We start from the raw sequence: 20,428 nt of genomic DNA, 5'->3' as shown, positions 1-20,428 counted from the left end.
GCTTACTGGCAGTGGCGTAGATGGTTCAACTAAAGTCGAACTGTGGCTACACCGGCGAACCTCACCCATCCCGACCGCGCGGACCTCAATTTGCCCAGTGTTCTTTTTGCCCTGAGCGATCCGGACCGCCTGGAGATCGCGCGCCAGCTGCGCGCCGGCCCCCTGGATATGGCCGAGTGCGCCCTGAGTAACCCGGATATGCCCAAGTCCACCAAGTCCCACCTGATGAAGGTGCTGCGGGAGGCCGGGGTGATCCGCAACGAGGCCAACGGCCGCAGCCGCCGCCTGACCCTGCGCACGGACGACCTGGAGGCGCGGTTCCCTGGGCTGCTCGCGGCAGTGCTGGACGCGCCCAGCCCGGACTGAAGCCCTCGCGCCCCGGTGCGGGCCGCCGTCGTGCGTCCCCATCTTGTACGCCGTGAGCAAAGTTGAGCGTAGTTCACTCAACTTGTGTTGACATCTGATGTCGCCTGAGTAAAGTTGAGTCCAGAACGCTCAATCATTGGGCGCCACCCAGTTTCCAAGGAAAGAAGGAAGCAACACATGTCACGTGCAGTAGGTATCGACCTCGGAACCACCAACTCCGTCGTCTCCGTTCTCGAAGGTGGCGAGCCCACCGTTATTGCCAACGCCGAGGGTGGCCGCACCACGCCGTCGGTCGTTGCGTTCTCCAAGTCCGGCGAAGTCCTGGTCGGCGAGATCGCCAAGCGCCAGGCCGTTAACAACATCGACCGCACCATCGCCTCCGTCAAGCGCCACATGGGCACCGACTGGACCATGGCCATCGATGACAAGAAGTACACCCCGCAGGAAATCTCCGCGCGTATCCTCATGAAGCTGAAGAACGACGCCGAGTCCTACCTGGGTGAAAAGGTCACCGACGCCGTCATCACCGTCCCGGCCTACTTCAACGACGCCGAGCGCCAGGCCACCAAGGAAGCCGGCGAAATCGCAGGCCTGAACGTCCTGCGCATCGTCAACGAGCCCACCGCCGCAGCCCTCGCCTACGGCCTGGACAAGGGCAAGGAAGACGAACTCATCCTGGTCTTCGACCTCGGCGGCGGTACGTTCGACGTCTCCCTGCTGGAAGTCGGCAAGGACGAAGACAACTTCTCCACCATCCAGGTCCGCGCCACCGCCGGCGACAACCGCCTCGGCGGCGACGACTGGGACCAGCGCGTCGTCGACTACCTGCTGAACCAGCTCAAGGTCAAGGGCATCGACCTGTCCAAGGACAAGATTGCCCTCCAGCGCCTCCGCGAGGCAGCCGAGCAGGCCAAGAAGGAACTCTCCTCCTCCTCCAGCACCAACGTCTCCCTCCAGTACCTCTCCGTCACCCCCGACGGCCCGGTCCACCTGGACGAGCAGCTGACCCGCGCCAAGTTCCAGGACCTCACCAAGGACCTGCTGGAGCGCACCAAGAAGCCGTTCCACGACGTCATCAAGGAAGCAGGCATCAAGCTTTCGGACATCAACCACATCGTGCTGGTCGGTGGTTCCACCCGTATGCCCGCCGTCTCCGAGCTCGTCAAGGAACTGGCCGGCGGCAAGGAACCCAACAAGGGTGTCAACCCGGATGAGGTCGTCGCCGTCGGTGCAGCCCTGCAGGCCGGCGTTCTGAAGGGTGAGCGCAAGGACGTCCTCCTGATCGACGTCACCCCGCTCTCCCTCGGCATCGAGACCAAGGGCGGCGTCATGACGCACCTGATCGAACGCAACACCGCCATCCCCACCAAGCGGTCCGAGACCTTCACCACGGCAGACGACAACCAGCCGTCCGTGGCCATCCAGGTCTTCCAGGGCGAACGCGAGTTCACCCGCGACAACAAGCCGCTGGGCACGTTCGAGCTGACCGGCATCGCCCCGGCTCCGCGCGGCGTTCCCCAGGTTGAGGTCACCTTCGACATCGACGCCAACGGCATCGTCCACGTCTCCGCGAAGGACAAGGGCACCGGCAAGGAACAGTCCATGACCATCACCGGTGGTTCCAGCCTCTCCAAGGAAGACATTGACCGCATGGTCAAGGACGCCGAGGAGCACGCAGCCGAGGACAAGGCCCGCCGCGAGGCGACCGACACCCGCAACACCGCCGAACAGCTCGCCTACTCCGTGGACAAGCTGATCGCCGACAACGCGGACAAGCTGCCCGAAGAGGTCAAGACCGAGGTCCAGGCCGACGTCGACGCCCTCAAGAAGGCGCTCGAAGGCACAGACGACGCCGCCGTCAAGACCGCGTTTGAGAAGCTCCAGGCTTCCCAGACCAAGCTCGGCGAAGCCATCTACTCGCAGGCCGGTTCGCCGGACGGTGCCGGAGCTCCCGGTGCCGAAGGTGCCGCCGGTGCCTCTGCGGGCAGCAAGGCCGATGAAGACATCGTCGACGCCGAGATCATCGACGAAGACGAAGCGAAGAAGTAGCCATGCCGCACCACGGTAACGAGGAAGAGCACAACTCATCCGCGAACCATGAGGCCAAGCAGGGCAACGGCGAACCGGTCATCCGGGACAACCGCAAGGTTGACCCGGTGACCGGGCAGGCCCGGCACCCCGAGGGCATTCACGCTGAAGGCGCGAACACTGCCCACGGGACCGGTTCCCCAGCGGATTCCGACGGCGACGCGCTGGCCCAGGCCGAGGAAATCCTCAACGGGGTGGACGTCCCCGCCGAGGACTCCGTAGCCCAGGGGGCGCCGGCAGCAGCCGGCAACGCCGAGGCCGCCGAACTGCGCAACGACCTGCTCCGCCTCCAGGCCGAGTACGTCAACTACCGCAAGCGGGTTGAACGCGACCGCGCCGTGGCAGGGGAGATGGCCGTCATCGGCGTCCTGAACTCCCTGCTCCCGGTCCTGGACGACGTCGACGCCGCCCGGCAGCACGGCGACCTCACCGACGGTCCCTTCGCCGCGATCGCCACCAAGTTGGAGAACGCGCTGAAGACCTACGGCCTGGTCCGGATCAACGAGACCGGCGTGGAGTTCGATCCCACGATCCACGAAGCCCTGATCCAGCAGCCCGGCGAAGACATCGAGGTTGACACCGTCAGCCAGGTCCTCCGCTCAGGCTACAAATCAGGAGAACGCGTCCTCCGCGCAGCCCAGGTCATCGTCGCGGTCCCTGCGTAGTCGGTCACCAGGCGCTACGCCGGATATGGGGCGGTGCCCGCTTCGCGGTGCCCTCCACACCGCCGCCCCATATCCGGCCTCCGCGCCAACGGTCATCTCGCCTAAGGTGAGGTAACCACGAAGCTCGCAGCGGTACAGGGGCCCCGGGAGTGGCATCGGGCCTGCCGGAGCGTGGTGGCTTGGTCCGTCAGGACCGAGCCACCACGCGTAGGGGCGGGGGCCCCTGTACCGCGGAGAGCTATTAGTTAAGAGACTTGAAAGGAAACGCCATTGGCTAGCCAGGATTGGGTGGACAAGGACTTTTACAAGATCCTTGGTGTTGCCAAGGACGCTTCCGAAGCCGATATCAAGAAGGCGTACCGGAAGCTTGCGCGGCAGCATCACCCTGATACCAATGCCGGGAACGCTGCTTCCGAGAAGAAGTTCAAGGACATCTCCGAGGCGTACTCGGTGCTGTCCGATCCCGACGAGCGGCAGCAGTATGACGCCATCCGTGCCATGGGCAGCGGAGCCCGTTTTGCTCCCGGCGGCGCCGGCGCCCCCAACGGCGGGTTCGAGGACATGTTCGGTGGCCTCTTCACCGGCAACACCGGGCGGCATTCCGGCGGGTTCAACCCGTCCGCCGGCGGCATTCCGCCCGAGTTCGCTGACCTCTTTGGCGGCTTCGGTGGTTCCCCAGGGTTCCAGCGCACCCCGCAGAAGGGCGCCGACCGTACTGCGTCCACCAGCATTTCGTTTGCAGGGTCCATCCGCGGCACCACCATCGGCCTGCGTGAACCCAGCGGTGAGGTGATCGATGTCCGCGTCCCCGCCGGCATCAAGGACGGCCAGAAGGTCCGCGTCCGCGGCAAGGGCCAGCCCGGTGCTGCCGGCAACGGTGACCTGGTGGTGTCCGTCGCGGTCCAGCAGCACGCTTTCTACACGCGCGACGGCGACAACCTCCGCATCCACGTCCCCGTCACCTTCCCCGAGGCCGCCCTGGGCGCGGACATCGAGGTTCCCACCATTGACGGTGAAACGGTGAAGGTCCGCGTCCCGGCCGGGACGCCGTCCGGCCGCACCCTGCGGGTGAAGGGCAAAGGCGTGAAGACGTCCAAGGCAACCGGTGACCTGCTGGTGACCATCGACGTCGCCATTCCCAAGAATCTCAACAAGGACGCCGAAGCTGCGGTCAAGGCGTTCGCCGAGGCGACGTCGTCGGCGGACGTCCGTGAGGGCCTGGCAGCCAAGGCCCGGCTCTAGGAGCGGAGGTGAGCCGTGGACATCAATGCTGACCAGCCGATCTTCGTGATCTCCGTGGCGGCCGAGCTTGCAGACATGCACCCGCAGACACTGCGGCAATACGACCGGCTCGGCATCGTCAAGCCCAGCCGTGCCCCCGGCAAGTCCCGGCGCTACTCGCAGCGCGACGTCAACATGCTGCGGGAAGTGCAGCGGCTGTCCCAGGAGGGCGTGTCGCTGGAGGGGATCAAGCGCATCCTGGAACTTGAAAACCAGGTGGCTGCCCTCCAGAGCCGGATCTCGGAACTGACCGAGGAACTGGGGCGCAGGCCCCGGGCAGTGGATTCGCGTATCTTTGCGGCCGGTGCCGCCGGCGACGTCGTGAGCCTCTCCCGCGGGCAGCGGCCCCGGCCACGCTCGCAGGCTGTCATGGTGTGGCGGCCGCGCGCCATCGGCAAGTAAGTACACCGGACGGGGCTCCAGCAAAAGTAGAGTACCCACTACTCGTGACCCGCAAGCCCCCCGAACCTTGAATGGAACCATCGCCGGATCAGCGGCGGTGGTTCCGCAAGTTCTGGGGGTTTTTCCGTGTTTGGTGTATTCAGCAAAGGTGTCACCCGCAAGGCCCGGCCATGAGCCCGGGTATGGAGTCCGTCGCCGCGTTCAGCGTCTCAATGCCTGGCCAGATCCTCCTGGCCCTGGGGCAGGCCATCGTGGTGGTCTGCGTCTGCTTCGACATGGTCCGCGAACTGTCCGTCCCAAGGTCGCACCGCCGCTATGTGGCCAGCACCGTGTTCCGGACCCTGGCCATTCCGTCCATCGTCGCCAATGCCTTGACTGTCTTCGTCGCCCTGGTGATGTCGTCCTGGGTGGACGTGGTGATGGGCATGTTCGTCCTGGTGGCCATCGTTTTCCGGTTCCACTACAACCAGGATGAGGACAATTGGTGGAAAGGCAAGGGCAAGAAGCTGGCCCGCTGGGCCCGCCGGCAGTTCGCCGGCCGGACGTCCACCGCCCCGGCCCTGGGGTAACGCCGCCAAAGCTCCGGGAGCCCCGCGCCGGCACCTGCGCGCCGGGCTCCCGTATCAAAAGTCAGCCGTTGATGACCTGCGGTACGCCGAGCGACTTGAGGCCTTCGACGCCGAATTCAACGCCATAGCCGGACTGCTTGGCTCCGCCGAATGGGATGCGGGGGTCCACGGCGCCGTGCCGGTTGATCCAGACGGTACCGGCCTGGATCCGGGCGGCCACGTTGCGGGCGGCGGCCAGGTCCTGGGACCAGACCGAGGCGCCGAGGCCGACGTCGAGCCCGTTCGCCATGTCCACTGCCTCATCCACGGTGCTGTAGCGGATGATGGGCAGGGCCGGGCCGAACTGTTCTTCCGCGACCAGCGGGTTGTCGTTGTCGATGTCCGCCACCAGGGTGGTGGGGTAGAAGTATCCGGGCTGGTCCGTGTCCGGGTTCCCGCCCAGCAGGACACGTGCGCCGGAAGCCTTCGCCGCCTCCACGAGGTTCGCGACGACGTCGTACTGCGCCTTGTTCTGCAAGGGGCCCAGTACGTTGTTCTCGTCCAGGCCGTTCCCCATCGGCATCGCCTTCGCAACCACTGCAAGTTCTTCGCAGACGGCATCGTAAATGTCGTCGTGGACGTAGAGCCGCTTGAGGGCGGCGCAGGTCTGGCCGGTGTTGATGAACGCGCCCCAGAAGATGTCCTGGGCGATGGCCTTGGGGTCGGCGTCGGGCAGCACGATGCCGGCGTCGTTGCCACCCAGTTCCAGGGTGAGCCGCTTGACGGTGTCCGCGGAGGACTTGATGATGGCGCGGCCGGTGGCGGTGGAGCCGGTGAACATGATCTTGCCGATCGCCGGGTGTTCGGCCAGCCGGGCGCCGACCTCGCGGCCGCCGGAGACCACCGTCAGGATTCCTTCGGGCAGTTCTTCGTTGATGACCTTGACCAGCGCCAGGACGGAGAGCGGCGTGTATTCGGAGGGCTTCACCACGATGGCATTGCCCATGCGCAGGGCAGGGGCCAGCTGCCAGACGGTGATCATCATGGGCCAGTTCCAGGGCCCGATGGCGCCGACGACGCCGATGGGGCGGTAATGCAGTTCGGCGCGGGTTTCGCCGTCGTCCACGATGGTTTCCGGCTCCAGCGGCGTGGTGGCGGCGGTCCTTAGCCACGCCACGCAGGCGCCCACCTCGAACCGGGCGTTGGGGCCGTTCAACGGTTTGCCCTGCTCCCGGGAGAGCAGCCGGGCCAGTTCCTCCGCGGAGCGTTCGACGGCGTCGGCTGCTTTGAGGAGCGCGGCGGACCGGGCGTGGTGGCCCAGCGCCGCCCAGGCCGGCTGGGCGGCGACGGCTGCGGCCACAGCATTCTCCAGGTAGTCGAGGTCGTGGATGGGGGCTTCGCCCACGGCTTCCCCGGTGGCCGGGTCAAGGATGGTCCGGCCGGTGCCGTCACCGGAGGCAATGGACGCGAGGAGCGCATCGTAGGTTTCCAAGGGGTACTCCACTTCGAGTAGTCAAGGGCGCCAGCCGGGCGGCGTAGCGGGTTACTTCCAGTGTGGGTCAGGGCCGGTCCGCGACTCTTGTCTTTGTGCGCAAGACCCTTGGCATGGAGGGAACGGGATGAAACTACGCAGGCTTATTGTGAACTTGTCAGATTAACTCTAGAATCGGTGTCAGGCCGGCGCCGCCTCGAAAAACGCCGGGCAACTCCTCCCCGGATCCAGGCAAACGACCCCTCCAACCACCCCAGCAGCGGATACCACGGCTCTTACCGCGCCACCGCCGCTCAGGTGTCCGGGTTGCGCGCCGTCGCCCCCCACAAGCAGGAGAACATCATGACTTTAGAGGCCGAGCGCACTGAAGCCCCCGCACCAGCAGCTGCCGCTACCTCCCGAGGGGGCAGCTACGTTACGTTGCCCGCCGGCTCGGAAGTGCCGCCGCATACGGAGGGCAGCTACGTCACCCTGCCCGTTGGTCAGGAAGCGTCACCGGAGCTGAGGGGCAGCTACGTCTCGCTGCCCGGAGCCCTTCCCGGAAACGGCAGCAGGGCCCAGGGCACTTACGTAACACTTCCCGCGGCAGGCGAGGGAAACTAACGCCAGCTGCGCCCCCGTTGACCTGCCTGGGGGGCACCTGCAACGGATCAGGGTGGCAGGTGCCCTTCCCGGCTGTCAGCCTGCGTGGGGGTCGGCGATGCCGATGTATTGGGTGGTGGTGTATTCGGTGATGCCTTCGGATCCGCCTTCGCGTCCGAGGCCTGATTGTTTGACGCCGCCGAAGGGTGCTGCGGCGTTGGAGATGATGCCGGCGTTGAACCCGACCATGCCGAATTCGATCTGCTCTGCGACGCGGAGGAGCCGGTTGAAATCCTTGCTGTAGAGGTAGGACGCGAGCCCGTATTCGGTGTTGTTGGCGAGTGCGATGGCGTCTTGTTCGGTGGTGAAGGTGGTGATGGGGGCGACGGGCCCGAAGATTTCCTGGCCCAGGATCGCGGCGTTGTTGGGGACGTTGGCCAGGACGGTGGGCTGGTAGAAGTACCCGGGCCCGTCCACAGGGGCGCCGCCGGTGACCGCGGTCGCTCCGGCGTCGATGGCGGCGGTGACCAGGGCGTGGACGTCGTCCCGGGCGCCGGCATCAATGAGCGGGCCGACCTTGGTGTCCGGGTCGGTGCCGTGGCCGGTGGTGAGGGATGCCATGGCTTTGGCGAATTTGGTGGTGAACTCGGCCGCGACGGTTTCGTGGACGAGGAAGCGGTTGGCTGCGGTGCAGGCTTCGCCCATGTTCCGCATCTTCGCGGCCATCGCGCCGTCGACGGCGGCGTCGAGGTCGGCGTCTTCGAAGACGATGAAGGGGGCGTTCCCGCCGAGCTCCATGGAGGTCCGCAGCACGTTCTGCGCGGCATCGGCCATCAGGCGTTTGCCGACCGGGGTGGAGCCGGTGAAGGAGACTTTCCGGAGCCGGGAGTCCTTGAGCAGCGGCCCGGAGATCCCGGACGCGGAGGAGGAGGCGACGACGTTCAGCACGCCCGCGGGCAGGCCCGCGTCGAGCATGGTCTGCGCGAAGTACTGGGCCGTCAATGGTGTGAGTTTGGCGGGTTTGAGGACCATGGTGCAGCCGGCGGCGATGGCGGGGGCTACTTTGCGGGTGGCCATGGCGAGGGGGAAGTTCCACGGGGTGATGAGCAGGCAGGGTCCGACGGGTTTGTGCTGGACCAGGATCTTGTTCTTACCCTCGGGGGTGGTGAGGTAGCGGCCATAGTCGCGGACGGTTTCCTCGGCGAACCAGCGCAGGAATTCCGCACCGTAGGTCACCTCGCCGCGGGCTTCGGCCAAGGGTTTGCCCATTTCCAGGGTCATCAGCAACGCGAAGTCCTCCGCCCGCTCCGTCACCAGGTCAAAGGCCCGGCGCAGGATCTCCGCCCGCACCCTGGGCGCGGTCCGCGCCCAGGAGGCCTGGGCGGCGTCGGCCGCGTCCAACGCGGCAACAGCGTCCGCGCTCGTAGCGGAGGCGAGGGTGGCGAGCACCTCCCCGGTGGCCGGATCATGCACATCGAACGTACCGCCGTCGGACGCGCCCACCCACTCACCATCGATCAACAAACCCGTCGGCACCGACGCCAGCAGGGAAGCCTCACGCTCAGCGGAAACGGCAGGGGGCAGCGCAGAAGTTACTGTCATGGGGAGTCCTTAAGGGTCAGTAGCTGGCGGGGGTGTCGCCCGCGGAAGGCTGAATGTACTTGGCGGCGAGGGCTTCGGAGCCGCGGGCCAGGAGGGCGACGTCCGCGCCCACCAGGATGAAACCGGCGCCGTGGTCGAGGTAGTGCCGGGCGGTGTCCGGGTTGAAGGCGTTGACGCCGGCGGGCTTCCCGGCTGCTTTGGCCGCGGCCAGGCAGTGTTCGACGGCGGCGCGCACCTCGGGGTGTTCCTGCTGTCCCAGTAGGCCCATCGAGGCGGCGAGGTCGGACGGCCCGACGAACACAGCGTCCACGCCGTCGACTTTGAGGATGTCCTCCACGGCCTCGACGGCGGCGGTGGATTCGATCTGGACGGTGACGCTGATGGTGTCGTTGGCGCGGGCCAGGTAGTCCGGGACCCGGTTCCAGCGTGCGGCGCGGGCCAGGGCGGACCCTACCCCGCGGACGCCCTGCGGCGGGTAGCGGGTGGCCGCCACGGCTGCTTCGGCTTCGGCCAGCGAGTTGACCATGGGGATCAGCAGGTTCTGCACGCCAAGGTCCAGGTACTGCTTGATCACCACGGTGTCGTTCACGGGGGGCCGGACCATGGCGTGGACGGGGTAGCCGTGGACTGCCTGGAGTTGGGCGAGGATGGATTCGAGCCCGTTGGGGCTGTGTTCGGCGTCAATCAGCAGCCAGTCCAAGCCGGAGCCGGCGCAGAGCTCGGCGATCAGCGGGCTGCCGGAGCACACCCACATCCCGGCGAGCGGACGGTCCGCCTGGGCCAAGGCGGAGCGGAAGGTGTCCTCTACTCGAAACGGCATGTCACGCTCCCCAGGGGGCCATAGTCGGCGTGGACGGTGTCGCCCTTGTAGACCCACATGGGGCGGGTGAAGGACCCGGCCAGGATGATGTCCCCGGCTTTGAGTGAATCGCCGTGCGCGGCGATCTTGTTGGCCAGCCAGTGGACGCCGTTGGCGGGGTGGTCCAGGACGCCGGCGGCCACGCCGGTTTCCTCCACGGTCTGGTTCTTGTAGAGGATGGCGGAGACCCAGCGGAGGTCCACGGCGTCCGGCTTCACCGGGTTGCCGCCGATGACCATGGCGCCCATGGCGGCGTTGTCCGAGATGGTGTCCACGATGGTCCGGCCCTCCATCTCGATCCTGGAGTCCAGGATTTCGAGGGCCGGAACCACGTAGTCGGTGGCCTTCAGGACATCGAAGATGGTCACCCCGGGGCCCTTGAGCCCGTCCTTGAGCACGAACGCGAGTTCCACCTCCACCCGCGGGTGCGTGTACTTGTCCCACTCCACGGAGCAGCCGGTCTCCAGCACCATGTCATCGAAGATCGCGCCGTAGTCCGGTTCGGTGATGCCGGTGGCGGCCTGCATGGCCTTGGACGTGAGGCCGATCTTGCGCCCCACCAGGGTCCGGCCGGCGTCCTCGTTGCGGCGCCGCCACAGCTGCTGCACCGCGTAGGAGTCCTCCACCGTCATCTCCGGGTAGCGGGCGGTCAGGCGGGGGACAGGGGTGCGGGTCCGGCCTGCTTCCACCAGCTCGTCCGCGATGGCCTCAATCGTCGTCGGCTCCAGCATGGTTAGACCTGGACTCCCAGCTTGAAACCGGTCCGGTCGCCTTCCGGGGCGCCGTCCTTGCGGGTGTAGGAGAAGCCGTCGGCGCCCACGGTCACGGCCATCTCGGACTTTTCTTCCCGGACGATGACCGGTTGGGGGTTGCCGTCCAGGTCCAGGACCAGGGAGGCCTCGGTGTACCAGGACGGGACCACGGGGTTGCCCCACCAGTCGCGGCGCTGGTTGTCGTGGACGTCCCAGGTGATGGTGGGGTTGTCAGGGTCCCCGGTGTAGTAGTCCTGGGTGTAGATCTCGATGCGGTGGCCGTCCGGGTCCAGGATGTAGAGGTAGAAGGCGTTGGACACGCCGTGCCGGCCGGGGCCGCGTTCGATCCGGTCGCTGATGCGCAGGGCGCCCATTTTGTCGCAAATCTGAATGATGTTGTGCTTCTCGTGGGTGGCGAACGCGACGTGGTGCATGCGGGGGCCGTTGCCGCCGGTCAGGGCGGTGTCGTGCACGGTCTGCTTGCGGTGCATCCACGCGGCGTAGGTGACGCCGTCGGAGTCCTTGATGTCCTCGGAGACGCGGAAGCCCAGGTCCTCCAGGTACTTGCGGCCCTTGGGGACGTCCGGGGTCACCTGGTTGAAGTGGTCAAGGCGGACCAGTTCGCCGGCGGAGTAGAGGTCGTAGCGCTGGGTGAGGCGCTCCACGTGCTCCACGTCGTAGAAGAACTCGTAGGGGAAGCCCAGCGGGTCCTCCACGCGGACGGAATCCCCGACGCCCTTGGTGAAGCCTTCCTTGCGGCGTTCCACCCGGCAGCCGAGTTCCTTGTAGTAGGCCTCGGCGGCGTCCACCTCGGCGGGGGACTTCACGCGGTAGGCGAAGGCGGCGACGGCGGCGACGGGCCCTTTGCGCAGCACCAGGTTGTGGTGGATGAACTCCTCCAGGGAGCGCAGGTAGATGTTGTTTTCGTCTTCTTCGGTGACATGCAGGCCGAGGACGTCCACGTAGAACTCACGGGATTTGGCAAGGTCCGTGACCACGATTTCCATGTAGGCGCAGCGGACGATGTCCGGAGCCGGGACGGTGGGGGTGGGAACGAAGTTGGTCATTAGAGTCTCTCTTCTTTGAAAGGGTTCTTGGGAGGTACGACGGCGGCCGGCTTGCTTAGGCGCCGAACTTGGGGGTGTGGACGGTGCCGAGCGTGATGTGCACGGCCTGCTGGTCGGTGTAGAAGTCGATCGAGCGGTACCCGCCCTCGTGGCCGAGGCCCGAGGCCTTGACGCCGCCGAACGGGGTACGCAGGTCGCGGACGTTGTGGCTGTTCAGCCACACCATCCCGGCCTCGACGTTCTGGGAGAAGTTGTGGGCCCGGGTGAGGTTCTGGGTCCAGATGTAGGCGGCCAGGCCGTACTTGGTGTTGTTGGCCAGGGCGAGGGCCTCGTCGTCGTTCTCGAACGGGGTGATGGCCACGACGGGTCCGAAGATTTCCTCCTGGAAGATCCGGGCGTCAGGGGCGACGTCGGCAAACACCGTGGGTGCGATGTAGTTGCCTTCGGGCAGGTGGTCGGGGCGCCCGCCGCCGGCCAGGAGGCGGCCTTCGGACTTGCCGATCTCCACGTAGGAGGCCACTTTCTCGTAGTGCTCGGGGTGGACCAGGGCACCAACCTGGGTCTTGGGATCGTGGGGATCGCCCACCACGATGTTCTTGGCCCGGGCGGCGTACTTTTCGCAGAATTCGTCGTAGATGGCGCGCTCAACGAGGATGCGGGAGCCGGCGGTGCAGCGTTCTCCGTTGAGGGAGAAGACGCCGAACAGGGCCGAATCGATGGCGGCGTCCAGGTCGGCGTCCGCGAAGACGACGCAGGGGGACTTGCCGCCGAGTTCCATGGACAGGCCCTTGAGGTTAGTGGCGGCGTTCCGGAAGATCGTCTGCCCGGTGGTGGTCTCGCCGGTGAAGGAGATCAGCGGGACTTCCGGGTGCTTGACGAGTGCGTCGCCGGCTTCCTCGCCCAGGCCGTTGACCAGGTTGAAGACGCCGTCCGGCAGGCCGGCTTCCTTGAAGATGGTAGCCCAGAGGGAGGCCGAGAGCGGGGTGAACTCGGCCGGCTTGAGGACCACGGTGTTGCCGGTGGCCAGCGCCGGAGCCAGCTTCCAGGACTCAAGCATGAACGGGGTGTTCCAGGGGGTGATGAGGCCGGCGACGCCGATGGGCTTGCGGTTCACGTAGTTGATCTGTGAGCCGGGGACCTTCATGGCGTCGTCGAACTGGGCCACGATCAGGTCCGCGAAGAAGCGGAAATTCTCGGCGGCGCGGAGGGCCTGGCCCTTGGCCTGGGTGATGGGCAGGCCGGTGTCGAAGGTTTCCAGTTCGGCGAGGCGTGCTTCCTGGGCTTCGACCGCGTCGGCGATCCTGTTCAGGACGCGGGCGCGTTCGCGGGGCTTCATCCTCGGCCAGGGGCCGTTGGTGAAGGCTTCGCGGGCGGCGGCGACGGCGAGGTCGATGTCCTCTTTCTGGCCGGCGGCGGCCGTGGCGTAGTTGCGGTTGGACACCGGATCCAGGACGTCGAAGGTCTTGCCGCCCACGGAGTCGACGAACTGGCCGTTGATGTAGTGCTGGATATGGGTGGGCAGGTCCTCGGGAACGTAGTGCTTCGAGGTTTCTACAGAGGTCGTCATCGTTGAAGTCCTAACTGGGTGTCAGTGGTTGGTCTGGGCCAGGTACGCGTCCAGGGTGGCGGAGCGGTGGAGCCTGGCGGCTTTTTCGATCTGTTCCGCGTCGGCTCCGGTTTCGATGAGCTTCAGCAGGTTTTCGTGTTCCTCGACCGAGTCGCGGGCGCGGCCCGGGACGAAGCGGAAGGTGGAGGACCGGATGGCCGCGAGCCGGTTCCAGCCGCGGTGCACCAGGTCCAGGATGTGCGGGTTGGGGCAGTGCTCGAACAAGACGGAATGGAAGTCCTGGTTGAGCCGGGTGAACCGTACGGGATCGAAGTGGTCCAGGCAGTCGCGCATCTCTTCGTTCACGGCGCGGGCCCGGGCCACATCCGCGGCGCCGATGAGCGGGGCGGACATCGCCGTCGCGGCACCTTCCACGATGCTGAGGGTCTGCATGGTGTACAGATACTCGGTGGGATCGATCCCGGCGACGGTGGCGCCGACGTTGCGTTCGAACGTCACCAGGCCCTCGGCCTCAAGCCGCCGGATGGCTTCACGGACCGGGACCACGCTGAAACCCAGGTCCTTGGCGATAGAGCCCAGCACCAGCCGGTAGCCGGGGGTGTAGGTGCCTTCCACGATCCGGGCCTTGACGGCCTGGTAGGCCTGTTCGGATTTGCTGCCGGCAACCATGGTGGCCTCAGTCATTGGTCTTGCCCGCCCATTCGTTCCCACTCTGCGTAGCGGCTCTGCCACTCCGCGTTCATGGGGTAGAGGCCGTCCACGCTGTTGCCCTGCTTGACCATCTCGAAGATGAAGGTCTCTTCCTTTTCCTGCTGGATGCAGTCCGCCACCAGTTCTTCGGCGATGGCCGGCGGGATCACCAGGATGCCATCGGAATCGGCCACGATGATGTCGCCGGGCTGCACGGTGGCTCCGCCGCAAGCGATGGTAATGTCCGTGTCCCAAGGGATGTGGCGGCGGCCCAGCACGGCGGGGTGCGGGTTGGCGAAGTACGTGGGCATCTCCAGGTCCGCCACTGCGGAATAGTCGCGGACACCGCCGTCGGTGATGATCGCTGCCGCGCCGCGCACCTGGGCGCGGAGGGCCAGGATGTCACCCACAGTGCCGGTGCCCTTTTCGCCCCGGGCCTCCATCACCAGGATCTCGCCCTCATTCACGGAGTCGATGGCACGCTTTTGGGCGTTGAAGCCGCCGCCGTGGGTCTTGAAAAGATCCTCGCGGTTGGGGACATAGCGCAGGGTCCGGGCCAGGCCCACCACCCGGCGGTCCGGGCGGGTGGCCTGCAGTCCGTCGATGCTGACGTTGTTAAGGCCGCGCTTGCGCATCTGGGAAGACAGCGTGGCGGTGGCGACGGACTCGAGCTTGGCCTTCAGCTCCGGGGTCAGGACAGGCCCGACGGCGGCAAGCCCCGCGGCTTCCCGGGAACCGTAGGCTTCCTCCCGCTGCAGGTCATCCACCTTGGGCCGGGCACCAAAGTCGGCGAACGCCGTCGTGCCTTCCTCCACCGTGGTGACCAGCCGCCCCGTGGTGAGGCCGCCGTCCACCGTCTCCACTTCCACTTCCAGGACGTCGCCCGGCGTCGCGACCGAGGCGCCGGCCGGGGTGCCCGTGAGGATAATGTCGCCCTCTTCAAGGGTGAGCAGCTGGGACAGGTCTGCGACGAGCCGCGCGAACGGGAAGAGCAGGTCTTCGGTGGTGTCGTCCTGGACCAGCTCACCGTTGTGCCAGGTACGGATGCGCAGTTTGGAAGGGTCGACGGCGTCTGCCGGGATCAGTGCCGGGCCCACCGGGGTGAACCCGTCGCCGCCCTTGGACCGGAGGTTGGAGCCCTTGTCCGCCCAGCGCAGGTCGTAGACGCCGAGGTCGTTGCTGGCGGTAATGGCGGCAACGTGGCTCCACGCGTCCTCGATGCTCACGCGGCGGGCGGCCTTGCCGATCACCAAGGCGATCTCGCCCTCGTACCCGAGCAGCTCGCAGCCGGCCGGGCGCTCCACGGGGCTTCCGCCCAGTGCCAGGGAGCTGGAAGGCTTGAGGAAGTAGGACGGCTGGGCCGGGGTGCGGCCGCGTTGCGCCGCGCGGCTGGGGTAGTTGATGTGCACCGCGATCACCTTGCGTGCTGCTGCCAGGGTGTCGCCGTTGACCTGCTCCAAAACCTTCTCCTCATCAGGTACGAAATCGTATACGATCACTATCACCCATCCCCGCAAGATCGTCAACCCCTTGATTTGCGCGGATCTTGAGGGCCGGAGAAGCGGTACTTGTCGCCCGGATCACATCGGGCGTACAGTGGAAGCCAGATTTATAGTTTCGATTATCGAATCGTGTGTTCTTATATAGAACGAAAACTCAGTCGATAATCATCCACAACGAAGTGAGGAAAGCCCGTGCAGTTCCACCATCACGGATACGTATCCGGTGACCCCCGTGTCCAGCCGGCAGTCGGCGTCGGCCTTAACCGCCCCGAGGAACTTCCGGACGAAGTAGACGTGCTCATCGTGGGCACCGGCCCGGCGGGTATGCTCGCCGCCGCGCAGTTGTCCATGTTCCCCAGCGTCACCACCCGCATCATCGAGCGGCGCCCCGGCAGGCTGGCCATCGGCCAGGCGGACGGCATTCAGGCCCGCAGCGTGGAGACGTTCCAGGCCTTCGGTTTCGCGGAAAGGATCATCGCCGAGGCGTACCGCATCACCGAAATGGCCTTCTGGAAGCCGGATCCCGCCAACCACGCGAACATCATCCGGACTGCCCGCGCCGTCGACGACGAAATGGGTATTAGCGAATTCCCGCACCTGATTGTCAACCAGGCCCGCGTCCTGGACTATTTCGCGGAATTTGCCGCCAACTCGCCCACGCGCCTTAAGCCCGACTACGGCTACGACTTCGAAGGCCTCACAGTTGCCGGCGAGGGCGATTACCCTGTCACCGTGACCCTCCGCCATACGGCCGGACCCAACGAAGGCCAGGAGCGGATTGTCCGGGCCAAGTACGTGGTGGGGGCCGACGGCGCCCGCAGCAAAGTGCGCCAGGCGATCGGCTGTACGCTGGCCGGCGACCAGGCCAACCACGCCTGGGGAGTGATGGACACCCTCGCCGTCACCGACTTCCCGGACATCCGCACTAAGTGCGCCATCCAGGCCGAAAAGGGCAGCATCCTGCTCATTCCCCGCGAAGGCGGCCACCTGTTCCGCATGTACGTGGACCTGGGCGAGGTCGACCCCAACAGCCACCACTCGGTCCGCGACACCTCCATTGAGGAGATCATCGCCAAGGCCAACGAGATCCTCCATCCCTACACCCTGGACGTGCGGAACATTGCCTGGCACAGCGTGTACGAGGTGGGACACCGGTTGACGGACAGGTTCGACGACGTCCTGCCGGAGGAGCGCGGCACCCGGACCCCGCGGGTCTTCATTACCGGCGATGCTTGCCACACCCACAGCGCCAAGGCAGGCCAGGGCATGAACGTCTCCATGCAGGACGGCTTCAACATCGCCTGGAAGCTGGGGCACGTGCTCGAAGGCCGCAGCCCGGAGAGCCTGCTGACCACCTACTCGGAGGAGCGGCAGGTGGTGGCCAAGAACCTGATCGACTTCGACAAGGAATGGTCAACCATGATGGCCAAGAAGCCGGAGGAGTTCGAGCACCCTTCCGACCTTGAAGATTTCTACGTGCAGACCGCCGAGTTCCCGGCCGGGTTCATGACCCAGTACACGCCGTCCCTGATCGTTGGCAGCACGGACCACCAGGACCTGGCCACCGGCTTCCCCGTGGGGAAGCGCTTCAAGTCGGCACCCGTGGTGCGGGTGGGGGACACCAACCCCATCCACCTGGGGCACCATGCCACCGCTGACGGCCGCTGGCGGATCTACGTCTTCGCCGATGCCGCGCTGCCCGGCACCAGCTCCGCCACGGACATGCTCGCGGAGTGGTTCGCCAACTCCCCGGAGTCCCCGCTGGCCGCCACCCCTGCCGGCGCCGACCCGGATGCGTGGTTCGACCTGAAGGTCATCTACCAGCAGCCGCACACCGCCGTCGACATCAATGCCGTGCCTGCTGTCTTCAAGCCGCTGGTGGGCCCCTTCAAGCTGACCGACTACGAAAAGGTGTACGCCACGGATCCTACGGCGGACATTTTCGACCTCCGCGGCCTGGACCGCAACGGCGCCGTGGTGGTGGTCCGCCCGGACCAGTACGTGGCCAATGTCCTGCCGCTGACCGCAACCGCGGAGCTGGGCGCGTTCTTCACGCCGCTGTTGCAGGCCGCCCCCGCGGCACCCCCTCAGGCGGTGGCTGCCGCCGCCCGGTAGTCCGCCGCGGGGTACACGCCGAGGATCCGCACCTCGGTGGTGAAGAAGTCCAGTTCCTCGAGGGCCAGCTTCAGCGGCAGGTCCTCGGGGTGGGCTTCAACATCCGCCATGAACATGGTGGCCGCGAACTCGTCGCCCACCATGTAGCTTTCCAGCCGGGTCATGTTCACACCGTTGGTGGCAAAGCCGCCCAGCGCCTTGTAGAGGGCCGAGGGGACGTTGCGGACGCGGAACACAAAGCTGGTGACTGCCGGTCCGGGGAGTTCCTCCCGGGCCGGCAGCGCCGTTTCCCGGGCCAGGACCACGAACCGGGTGGTGTTGGAGGGGTCGTCCTCGACCCGGGAGGCCAGCACGTCCAAGCCGTAGATCTGCGCCGCCAGCGGGGGAGCGAGGGAGAGCTTGCGGGGATCGTTCCACTCGGCCACTTCCCGTGCGGACCCGGCGGTGTCGCCGGCGATGACGGGCTTGAGTCCGTGCTCGCGGATCAGCTTCCGGCACTGGCCCAGCGCGTGGATGTGGCTGTGGACCTCCGTGGCGCCGTCAATGGTGCTCCCCGGAATGCCCAGCAGGTCGAAATGGATGGGCAGGAAGAATTCGCCCACGATCTGCAGGTTGGACTGCGGCAGCAGGATGTGGATGTCCGCCACCCGGCCCGCGATGGAGTTCTCGATGGGGATCATCGCCAGTTCCGCCTCGCCGCTGGCCACCAGCTCGAAGGCATCCTCGAAGCTGGCGCACGGGACGCTTTCCATGTCCGGGAACATCTGCTGACACGCGATATTGGAGTTGGCGCCGGGCTCACCCTGGTACGCAATCTTGGAGGCCATGATCCGTATGGTTTCATGCCCCGGCGCCAGCTCCAATTACTGCGGCGTAACGCGCAGCCAGAGATACTGCCGGGGGAGGAGGGTGACGCCGTCGTCCAGTTGCAGGGCTGCTTCGGAGAGAAGGTCGACGGCGGCAGGGGAGTACCCGCCGAACGTCTCCGCGGGCACGGTCTGGGGTGAGTCGCTGAAATTGGCGAGCGCGAGGATAGTGCTGCCGCCTTCCGCGTCCCCCGGCCGCTGGTACCCGAGCACGGAGCGGTTGTGGGTGCCGAAGTCGATCAACGTGGTCCCGGCAAATTCGGGGGTGTTGGCCCGCACCTCGATCATCCGCTTCAGGCCCGCATGCACCGCGCCCTCCGGGGTAGCAGGGTCCAGGCGGCGCGCGTACTGGTCCTTCGGGAAATGGGGCCGGTGCACCCAGCGGCTGTCCTCCCCGTGGCCCGGTTCGGAGGCGTAGCCGTAGTCGTTGAGCTGGCCCACCTCGTCGCCAAGGTACAGCAGCGGGACGCCGCCGGTGCTGAACGGCACCGAGTGGGCCAGGAGGATCCGTTCCACCGCCTCGGCCGGGTCAACCTCCATGCCGCACAGCGACGCCGTCGTGCCTGAAATCCGGCAGTCACCGGTCTTGGGGTTGTCCTGGAACGGGACCCCGCGGGCGAAGCTGCCGGGGAAACGGTTGACGTAGAAGGAGTTCAGGAAGCGGCGGTGGTCGAAGCCGTTGATGCCCAGTTCGGCGGCGTCCTCGTCCGCGAAGGTCCAGCCGATATCGTCATGGCTGCGGACGTAGTTCACCCAGGCTGTGCCGTCCGGGATGTTGTGGCGCCGGTGCAGTGCCTGGGCCAGGAGCGAGGCATCCCGGGTGGCCAGGGATTCCCAGATGAGTGCCATCTGCAGCGGGTTGTAGGAAAGCTGGCATTCCTTGGGGTCGATGTAAAGCGCCACCTCGTCCGGGTGCACGATGGCCTCGGACTTGAACAGCAGGGCCGGCGCTGCCAGCCGGCACACGGCGTTGAAAGCCCGCAGCAGCGTGTGCGCCTGGGGCAGGTTCTCGCACGGGGTGCCCAACTGCTTCCAGATGAACGCCACCGCATCCATGCGCAGGATGTCCACGCCCTGGTTGGCCAGGAACAGCATCTCGCCGGCCATGGCCCGGAACACCTCAGGATTGGAGTAGTTCAGGTCCCACTGGTAGGTGTGGAAGGTGGCCCAGACCCAGCGGCCGTCCTCCATCGGGATAAAGGAACCCGCGTGGTTCTCGGGGAAGATCTCGCGCACGTTCGCCTCGAACGCGTCCGGCATGGTGCGGTCAGGGAAGATCCAGTAGTAGTCGCTGTATTCCGGATCCCCCGCGGCTGCCTTGCGCGCCCACTCGTGCTCGTCGGAGGTGTGGTTGAAGATGAAGTCCACCACCAGGCTGATGCCGTTGTCCCTCAGTTCGGCTGCCAGGGAGCGCAGCTGCTCCATAGTGCCCAGCCTCGGGTTGACTTCCCGGTAGCTGGACACCGCGTACCCGCCGTCCGATTGCGGCTCCGGTGCCAGGAACAACGGCATGAGGTGCAGGTAGGTCAGGCCCAGTTCCTTAAAGTACGGGATGCGGGTCCGGACTCCTTCGAGGCGTTCGGCGTAGCGGTCCACGTAGCAGACGCCGCCGAGCATCCGGTTGGACTGGAACCAGTCCGGGTCCGCCTCCCGTTCGGAGTCCAGGGCCTTCAGTTCCGGGGAGCGCTCCTGCCAGGACCGGGCGCATTGCAGGACCAGCTCCGTCAGCTGGTCCAGCCAGTCATTCCTGTCGCCGTACAAGGAGTGGAACAGGCTGCGGAGGGTGGGAAAATGCCCCGCCATCCTCCGGTCGAAGTCCGGATCCGTTGCGAGGCCGAGGCCATGTTCCCGTGCCAAGGCGGACAGCACATACTGGCGCGCTTCCTCGTCCTCGTTGACGTACTTCTGCATGTGACCGGCCCTTCCGCAATCCCGTTCGCCGTCCCGGCGCATCTTTACGGAAGTATTCCACGTCACATCGAGG

The 20,428-nt window shown here is 66.3% G+C and carries 18 protein-coding genes; 8 read left to right on the top strand and 10 right to left on the bottom strand.

What is annotated here, in order from left to right; translation table 11 throughout:
• Nucleotides 1–42 precede the first annotated feature (42 nt).
• The 6 genes from QRN53_RS09770 (at nt 43) to QRN53_RS09745 (ending at nt 5,371) form a co-directional block, all read left to right on the top strand.
• Entirely contained in the window at nt 43–366 is a 324-nt protein-coding gene (locus tag QRN53_RS09770; RefSeq protein WP_285243819.1) for an ArsR/SmtB family transcription factor, read from the top strand.
• A gap of 177 nt (nt 367–543) precedes the next feature.
• On the top strand, nt 544–2,415 hold the full coding sequence (gene dnaK / locus QRN53_RS09765; protein WP_285243818.1) for a molecular chaperone DnaK: 1,872 nt from the start codon (nt 544–546) through the stop codon (nt 2,413–2,415).
• Nucleotides 2,416–2,417: 2 nt separating this feature from the next.
• Entirely contained in the window at nt 2,418–3,119 is a 702-nt protein-coding gene (locus QRN53_RS09760) for a nucleotide exchange factor GrpE (RefSeq protein ID WP_285243817.1), read from the top strand.
• 270 nt (nt 3,120–3,389) lie between these two features.
• On the top strand, nt 3,390–4,361 hold the full coding sequence (locus tag QRN53_RS09755) for a DnaJ C-terminal domain-containing protein (RefSeq protein ID WP_285243816.1): 972 nt from the start codon (nt 3,390–3,392) through the stop codon (nt 4,359–4,361).
• A 15-nt stretch (nt 4,362–4,376) separates the two neighbouring features.
• Nucleotides 4,377–4,802, top strand: coding sequence for a heat shock protein transcriptional repressor HspR (locus QRN53_RS09750; RefSeq protein WP_285243815.1), 426 nt, complete (start codon nt 4,377–4,379; stop codon nt 4,800–4,802).
• 182 nt (nt 4,803–4,984) lie between these two features.
• Complete coding sequence (locus QRN53_RS09745) at nt 4,985–5,371, top strand: hypothetical protein (protein WP_285243907.1); 387 nt, start codon at nt 4,985–4,987, stop codon at nt 5,369–5,371.
• 61 nt (nt 5,372–5,432) lie between these two features.
• On the opposite strand, the gene QRN53_RS09740 is transcribed toward QRN53_RS09745, so the two are convergent.
• A complete protein-coding gene (locus QRN53_RS09740; RefSeq protein ID WP_285243814.1) occupies nt 5,433–6,842 on the bottom strand; it encodes an aldehyde dehydrogenase family protein in 1,410 nt (469 codons plus the stop codon).
• A 342-nt stretch (nt 6,843–7,184) separates the two neighbouring features.
• Here QRN53_RS09740 and QRN53_RS09735 point away from each other — a divergent pair, with 342 nt between their 5' ends.
• Nucleotides 7,185–7,445, top strand: a complete 261-nt coding sequence (locus tag QRN53_RS09735) for a hypothetical protein (protein WP_285243813.1) — start codon at nt 7,185–7,187, stop codon at nt 7,443–7,445.
• A gap of 75 nt (nt 7,446–7,520) precedes the next feature.
• On the opposite strand, the gene QRN53_RS09730 is transcribed toward QRN53_RS09735, so the two are convergent.
• Genes QRN53_RS09730 through QRN53_RS09700 form a run of 7 tightly spaced genes read right to left on the bottom strand, consistent with a single transcriptional unit; the run spans nt 7,521 to nt 15,421 of the window.
• Complete coding sequence (locus tag QRN53_RS09730) at nt 7,521–9,026, bottom strand: NAD-dependent succinate-semialdehyde dehydrogenase (RefSeq protein WP_285243812.1); 1,506 nt, start codon at nt 9,024–9,026, stop codon at nt 7,521–7,523.
• Between the two features lie 16 nt (nt 9,027–9,042).
• On the bottom strand, nt 9,043–9,846 hold the full coding sequence (locus QRN53_RS09725) for an HpcH/HpaI aldolase family protein (RefSeq protein ID WP_285243811.1): 804 nt from the start codon (nt 9,844–9,846) through the stop codon (nt 9,043–9,045).
• Nucleotides 9,831–10,616 (bottom strand): 2-oxo-hept-4-ene-1,7-dioate hydratase, encoded by a 786-nt coding sequence (hpaH, locus tag QRN53_RS09720; RefSeq protein WP_285243810.1) that lies wholly within the window; start codon nt 10,614–10,616, stop codon nt 9,831–9,833. The genes QRN53_RS09725 and hpaH overlap by 16 nt, the downstream gene beginning before the upstream one ends.
• Nucleotides 10,617–10,618: 2 nt before the next feature.
• Nucleotides 10,619–11,704 carry a 3,4-dihydroxyphenylacetate 2,3-dioxygenase gene (hpaD, locus tag QRN53_RS09715; RefSeq protein ID WP_285243809.1) on the bottom strand — a complete coding sequence of 362 codons (1,086 nt, stop codon included), beginning with the start codon at nt 11,702–11,704 and terminating at the stop codon, nt 10,619–10,621.
• Nucleotides 11,705–11,759: 55 nt separating this feature from the next.
• Nucleotides 11,760–13,271, bottom strand: coding sequence for a 5-carboxymethyl-2-hydroxymuconate semialdehyde dehydrogenase (gene hpaE / locus QRN53_RS09710; protein ID WP_285243808.1), 1,512 nt, complete (start codon nt 13,269–13,271; stop codon nt 11,760–11,762).
• A 21-nt stretch (nt 13,272–13,292) separates the two neighbouring features.
• Nucleotides 13,293–13,955: a GntR family transcriptional regulator gene (locus QRN53_RS09705; RefSeq protein WP_285243807.1), complete on the bottom strand. Its 663-nt coding sequence runs from the start codon at nt 13,953–13,955 to the stop codon at nt 13,293–13,295.
• Nucleotides 13,952–15,421, bottom strand: a complete 1,470-nt coding sequence (locus QRN53_RS09700) for a fumarylacetoacetate hydrolase family protein (RefSeq protein ID WP_285243906.1) — start codon at nt 15,419–15,421, stop codon at nt 13,952–13,954. Before QRN53_RS09700 ends, QRN53_RS09705 begins: the two co-directional genes overlap by 4 nt.
• A 234-nt stretch (nt 15,422–15,655) precedes the next feature.
• Here QRN53_RS09700 and QRN53_RS09695 point away from each other — a divergent pair, with 234 nt between their 5' ends.
• Nucleotides 15,656–17,578 carry an FAD-binding monooxygenase gene (locus QRN53_RS09695; protein WP_285243806.1) on the top strand — a complete coding sequence of 641 codons (1,923 nt, stop codon included), beginning with the start codon at nt 15,656–15,658 and terminating at the stop codon, nt 17,576–17,578.
• On the opposite strand, the gene QRN53_RS09690 is transcribed toward QRN53_RS09695, so the two are convergent.
• Together QRN53_RS09690 and QRN53_RS09685 are read right to left on the bottom strand one after the other, a co-directional pair.
• Entirely contained in the window at nt 17,551–18,405 is an 855-nt protein-coding gene (locus tag QRN53_RS09690; protein ID WP_285243805.1) for a prephenate dehydratase, read from the bottom strand. The genes QRN53_RS09695 and QRN53_RS09690 overlap by 28 nt on opposite strands.
• Nucleotides 18,406–18,441: 36 nt before the next feature.
• Entirely contained in the window at nt 18,442–20,355 is a 1,914-nt protein-coding gene (locus tag QRN53_RS09685; protein ID WP_285243804.1) for an amylosucrase, read from the bottom strand.
• Nucleotides 20,356–20,428: the final 73 nt, after the last annotated feature.

This window comes from Pseudarthrobacter sp. fls2-241-R2A-127, assembly GCF_030209355.1.
Taxonomy (GTDB): Bacteria; Actinomycetota; Actinomycetes; order Actinomycetales; family Micrococcaceae; genus Arthrobacter.
Note: the sequence above shows the minus strand (reverse complement) of the source record. Positions and strands in the feature narration are given on the sequence as shown.

Coding starts and splice junctions, on each gene's coding strand:
- QRN53_RS09735 (WP_285243813.1), top strand. CDS start 7,185: ATGACTTTAGAGGCCGAGCGCACTGAAGCCCCCGCACCAGCAGCTGCC.
- QRN53_RS09690 (WP_285243805.1), bottom strand. CDS start 18,405: ATGGCCTCCAAGATTGCGTACCAGGGTGAGCCCGGCGCCAACTCCAAT.
- QRN53_RS09725 (WP_285243811.1), bottom strand. CDS start 9,846: ATGCCGTTTCGAGTAGAGGACACCTTCCGCTCCGCCTTGGCCCAGGCG.
- QRN53_RS09745 (WP_285243907.1), top strand. CDS start 4,985: ATGGAGTCCGTCGCCGCGTTCAGCGTCTCAATGCCTGGCCAGATCCTC.
- hpaE (WP_285243808.1), bottom strand. CDS start 13,271: ATGACGACCTCTGTAGAAACCTCGAAGCACTACGTTCCCGAGGACCTG.
- QRN53_RS09705 (WP_285243807.1), bottom strand. CDS start 13,955: ATGACTGAGGCCACCATGGTTGCCGGCAGCAAATCCGAACAGGCCTAC.
- dnaK (WP_285243818.1), top strand. CDS start 544: ATGTCACGTGCAGTAGGTATCGACCTCGGAACCACCAACTCCGTCGTC.
- QRN53_RS09730 (WP_285243812.1), bottom strand. CDS start 9,026: ATGACAGTAACTTCTGCGCTGCCCCCTGCCGTTTCCGCTGAGCGTGAG.
- hpaH (WP_285243810.1), bottom strand. CDS start 10,616: ATGCTGGAGCCGACGACGATTGAGGCCATCGCGGACGAGCTGGTGGAA.
- QRN53_RS09685 (WP_285243804.1), bottom strand. CDS start 20,355: ATGCAGAAGTACGTCAACGAGGACGAGGAAGCGCGCCAGTATGTGCTG.
- QRN53_RS09760 (WP_285243817.1), top strand. CDS start 2,418: ATGCCGCACCACGGTAACGAGGAAGAGCACAACTCATCCGCGAACCAT.
- hpaD (WP_285243809.1), bottom strand. CDS start 11,704: ATGACCAACTTCGTTCCCACCCCCACCGTCCCGGCTCCGGACATCGTC.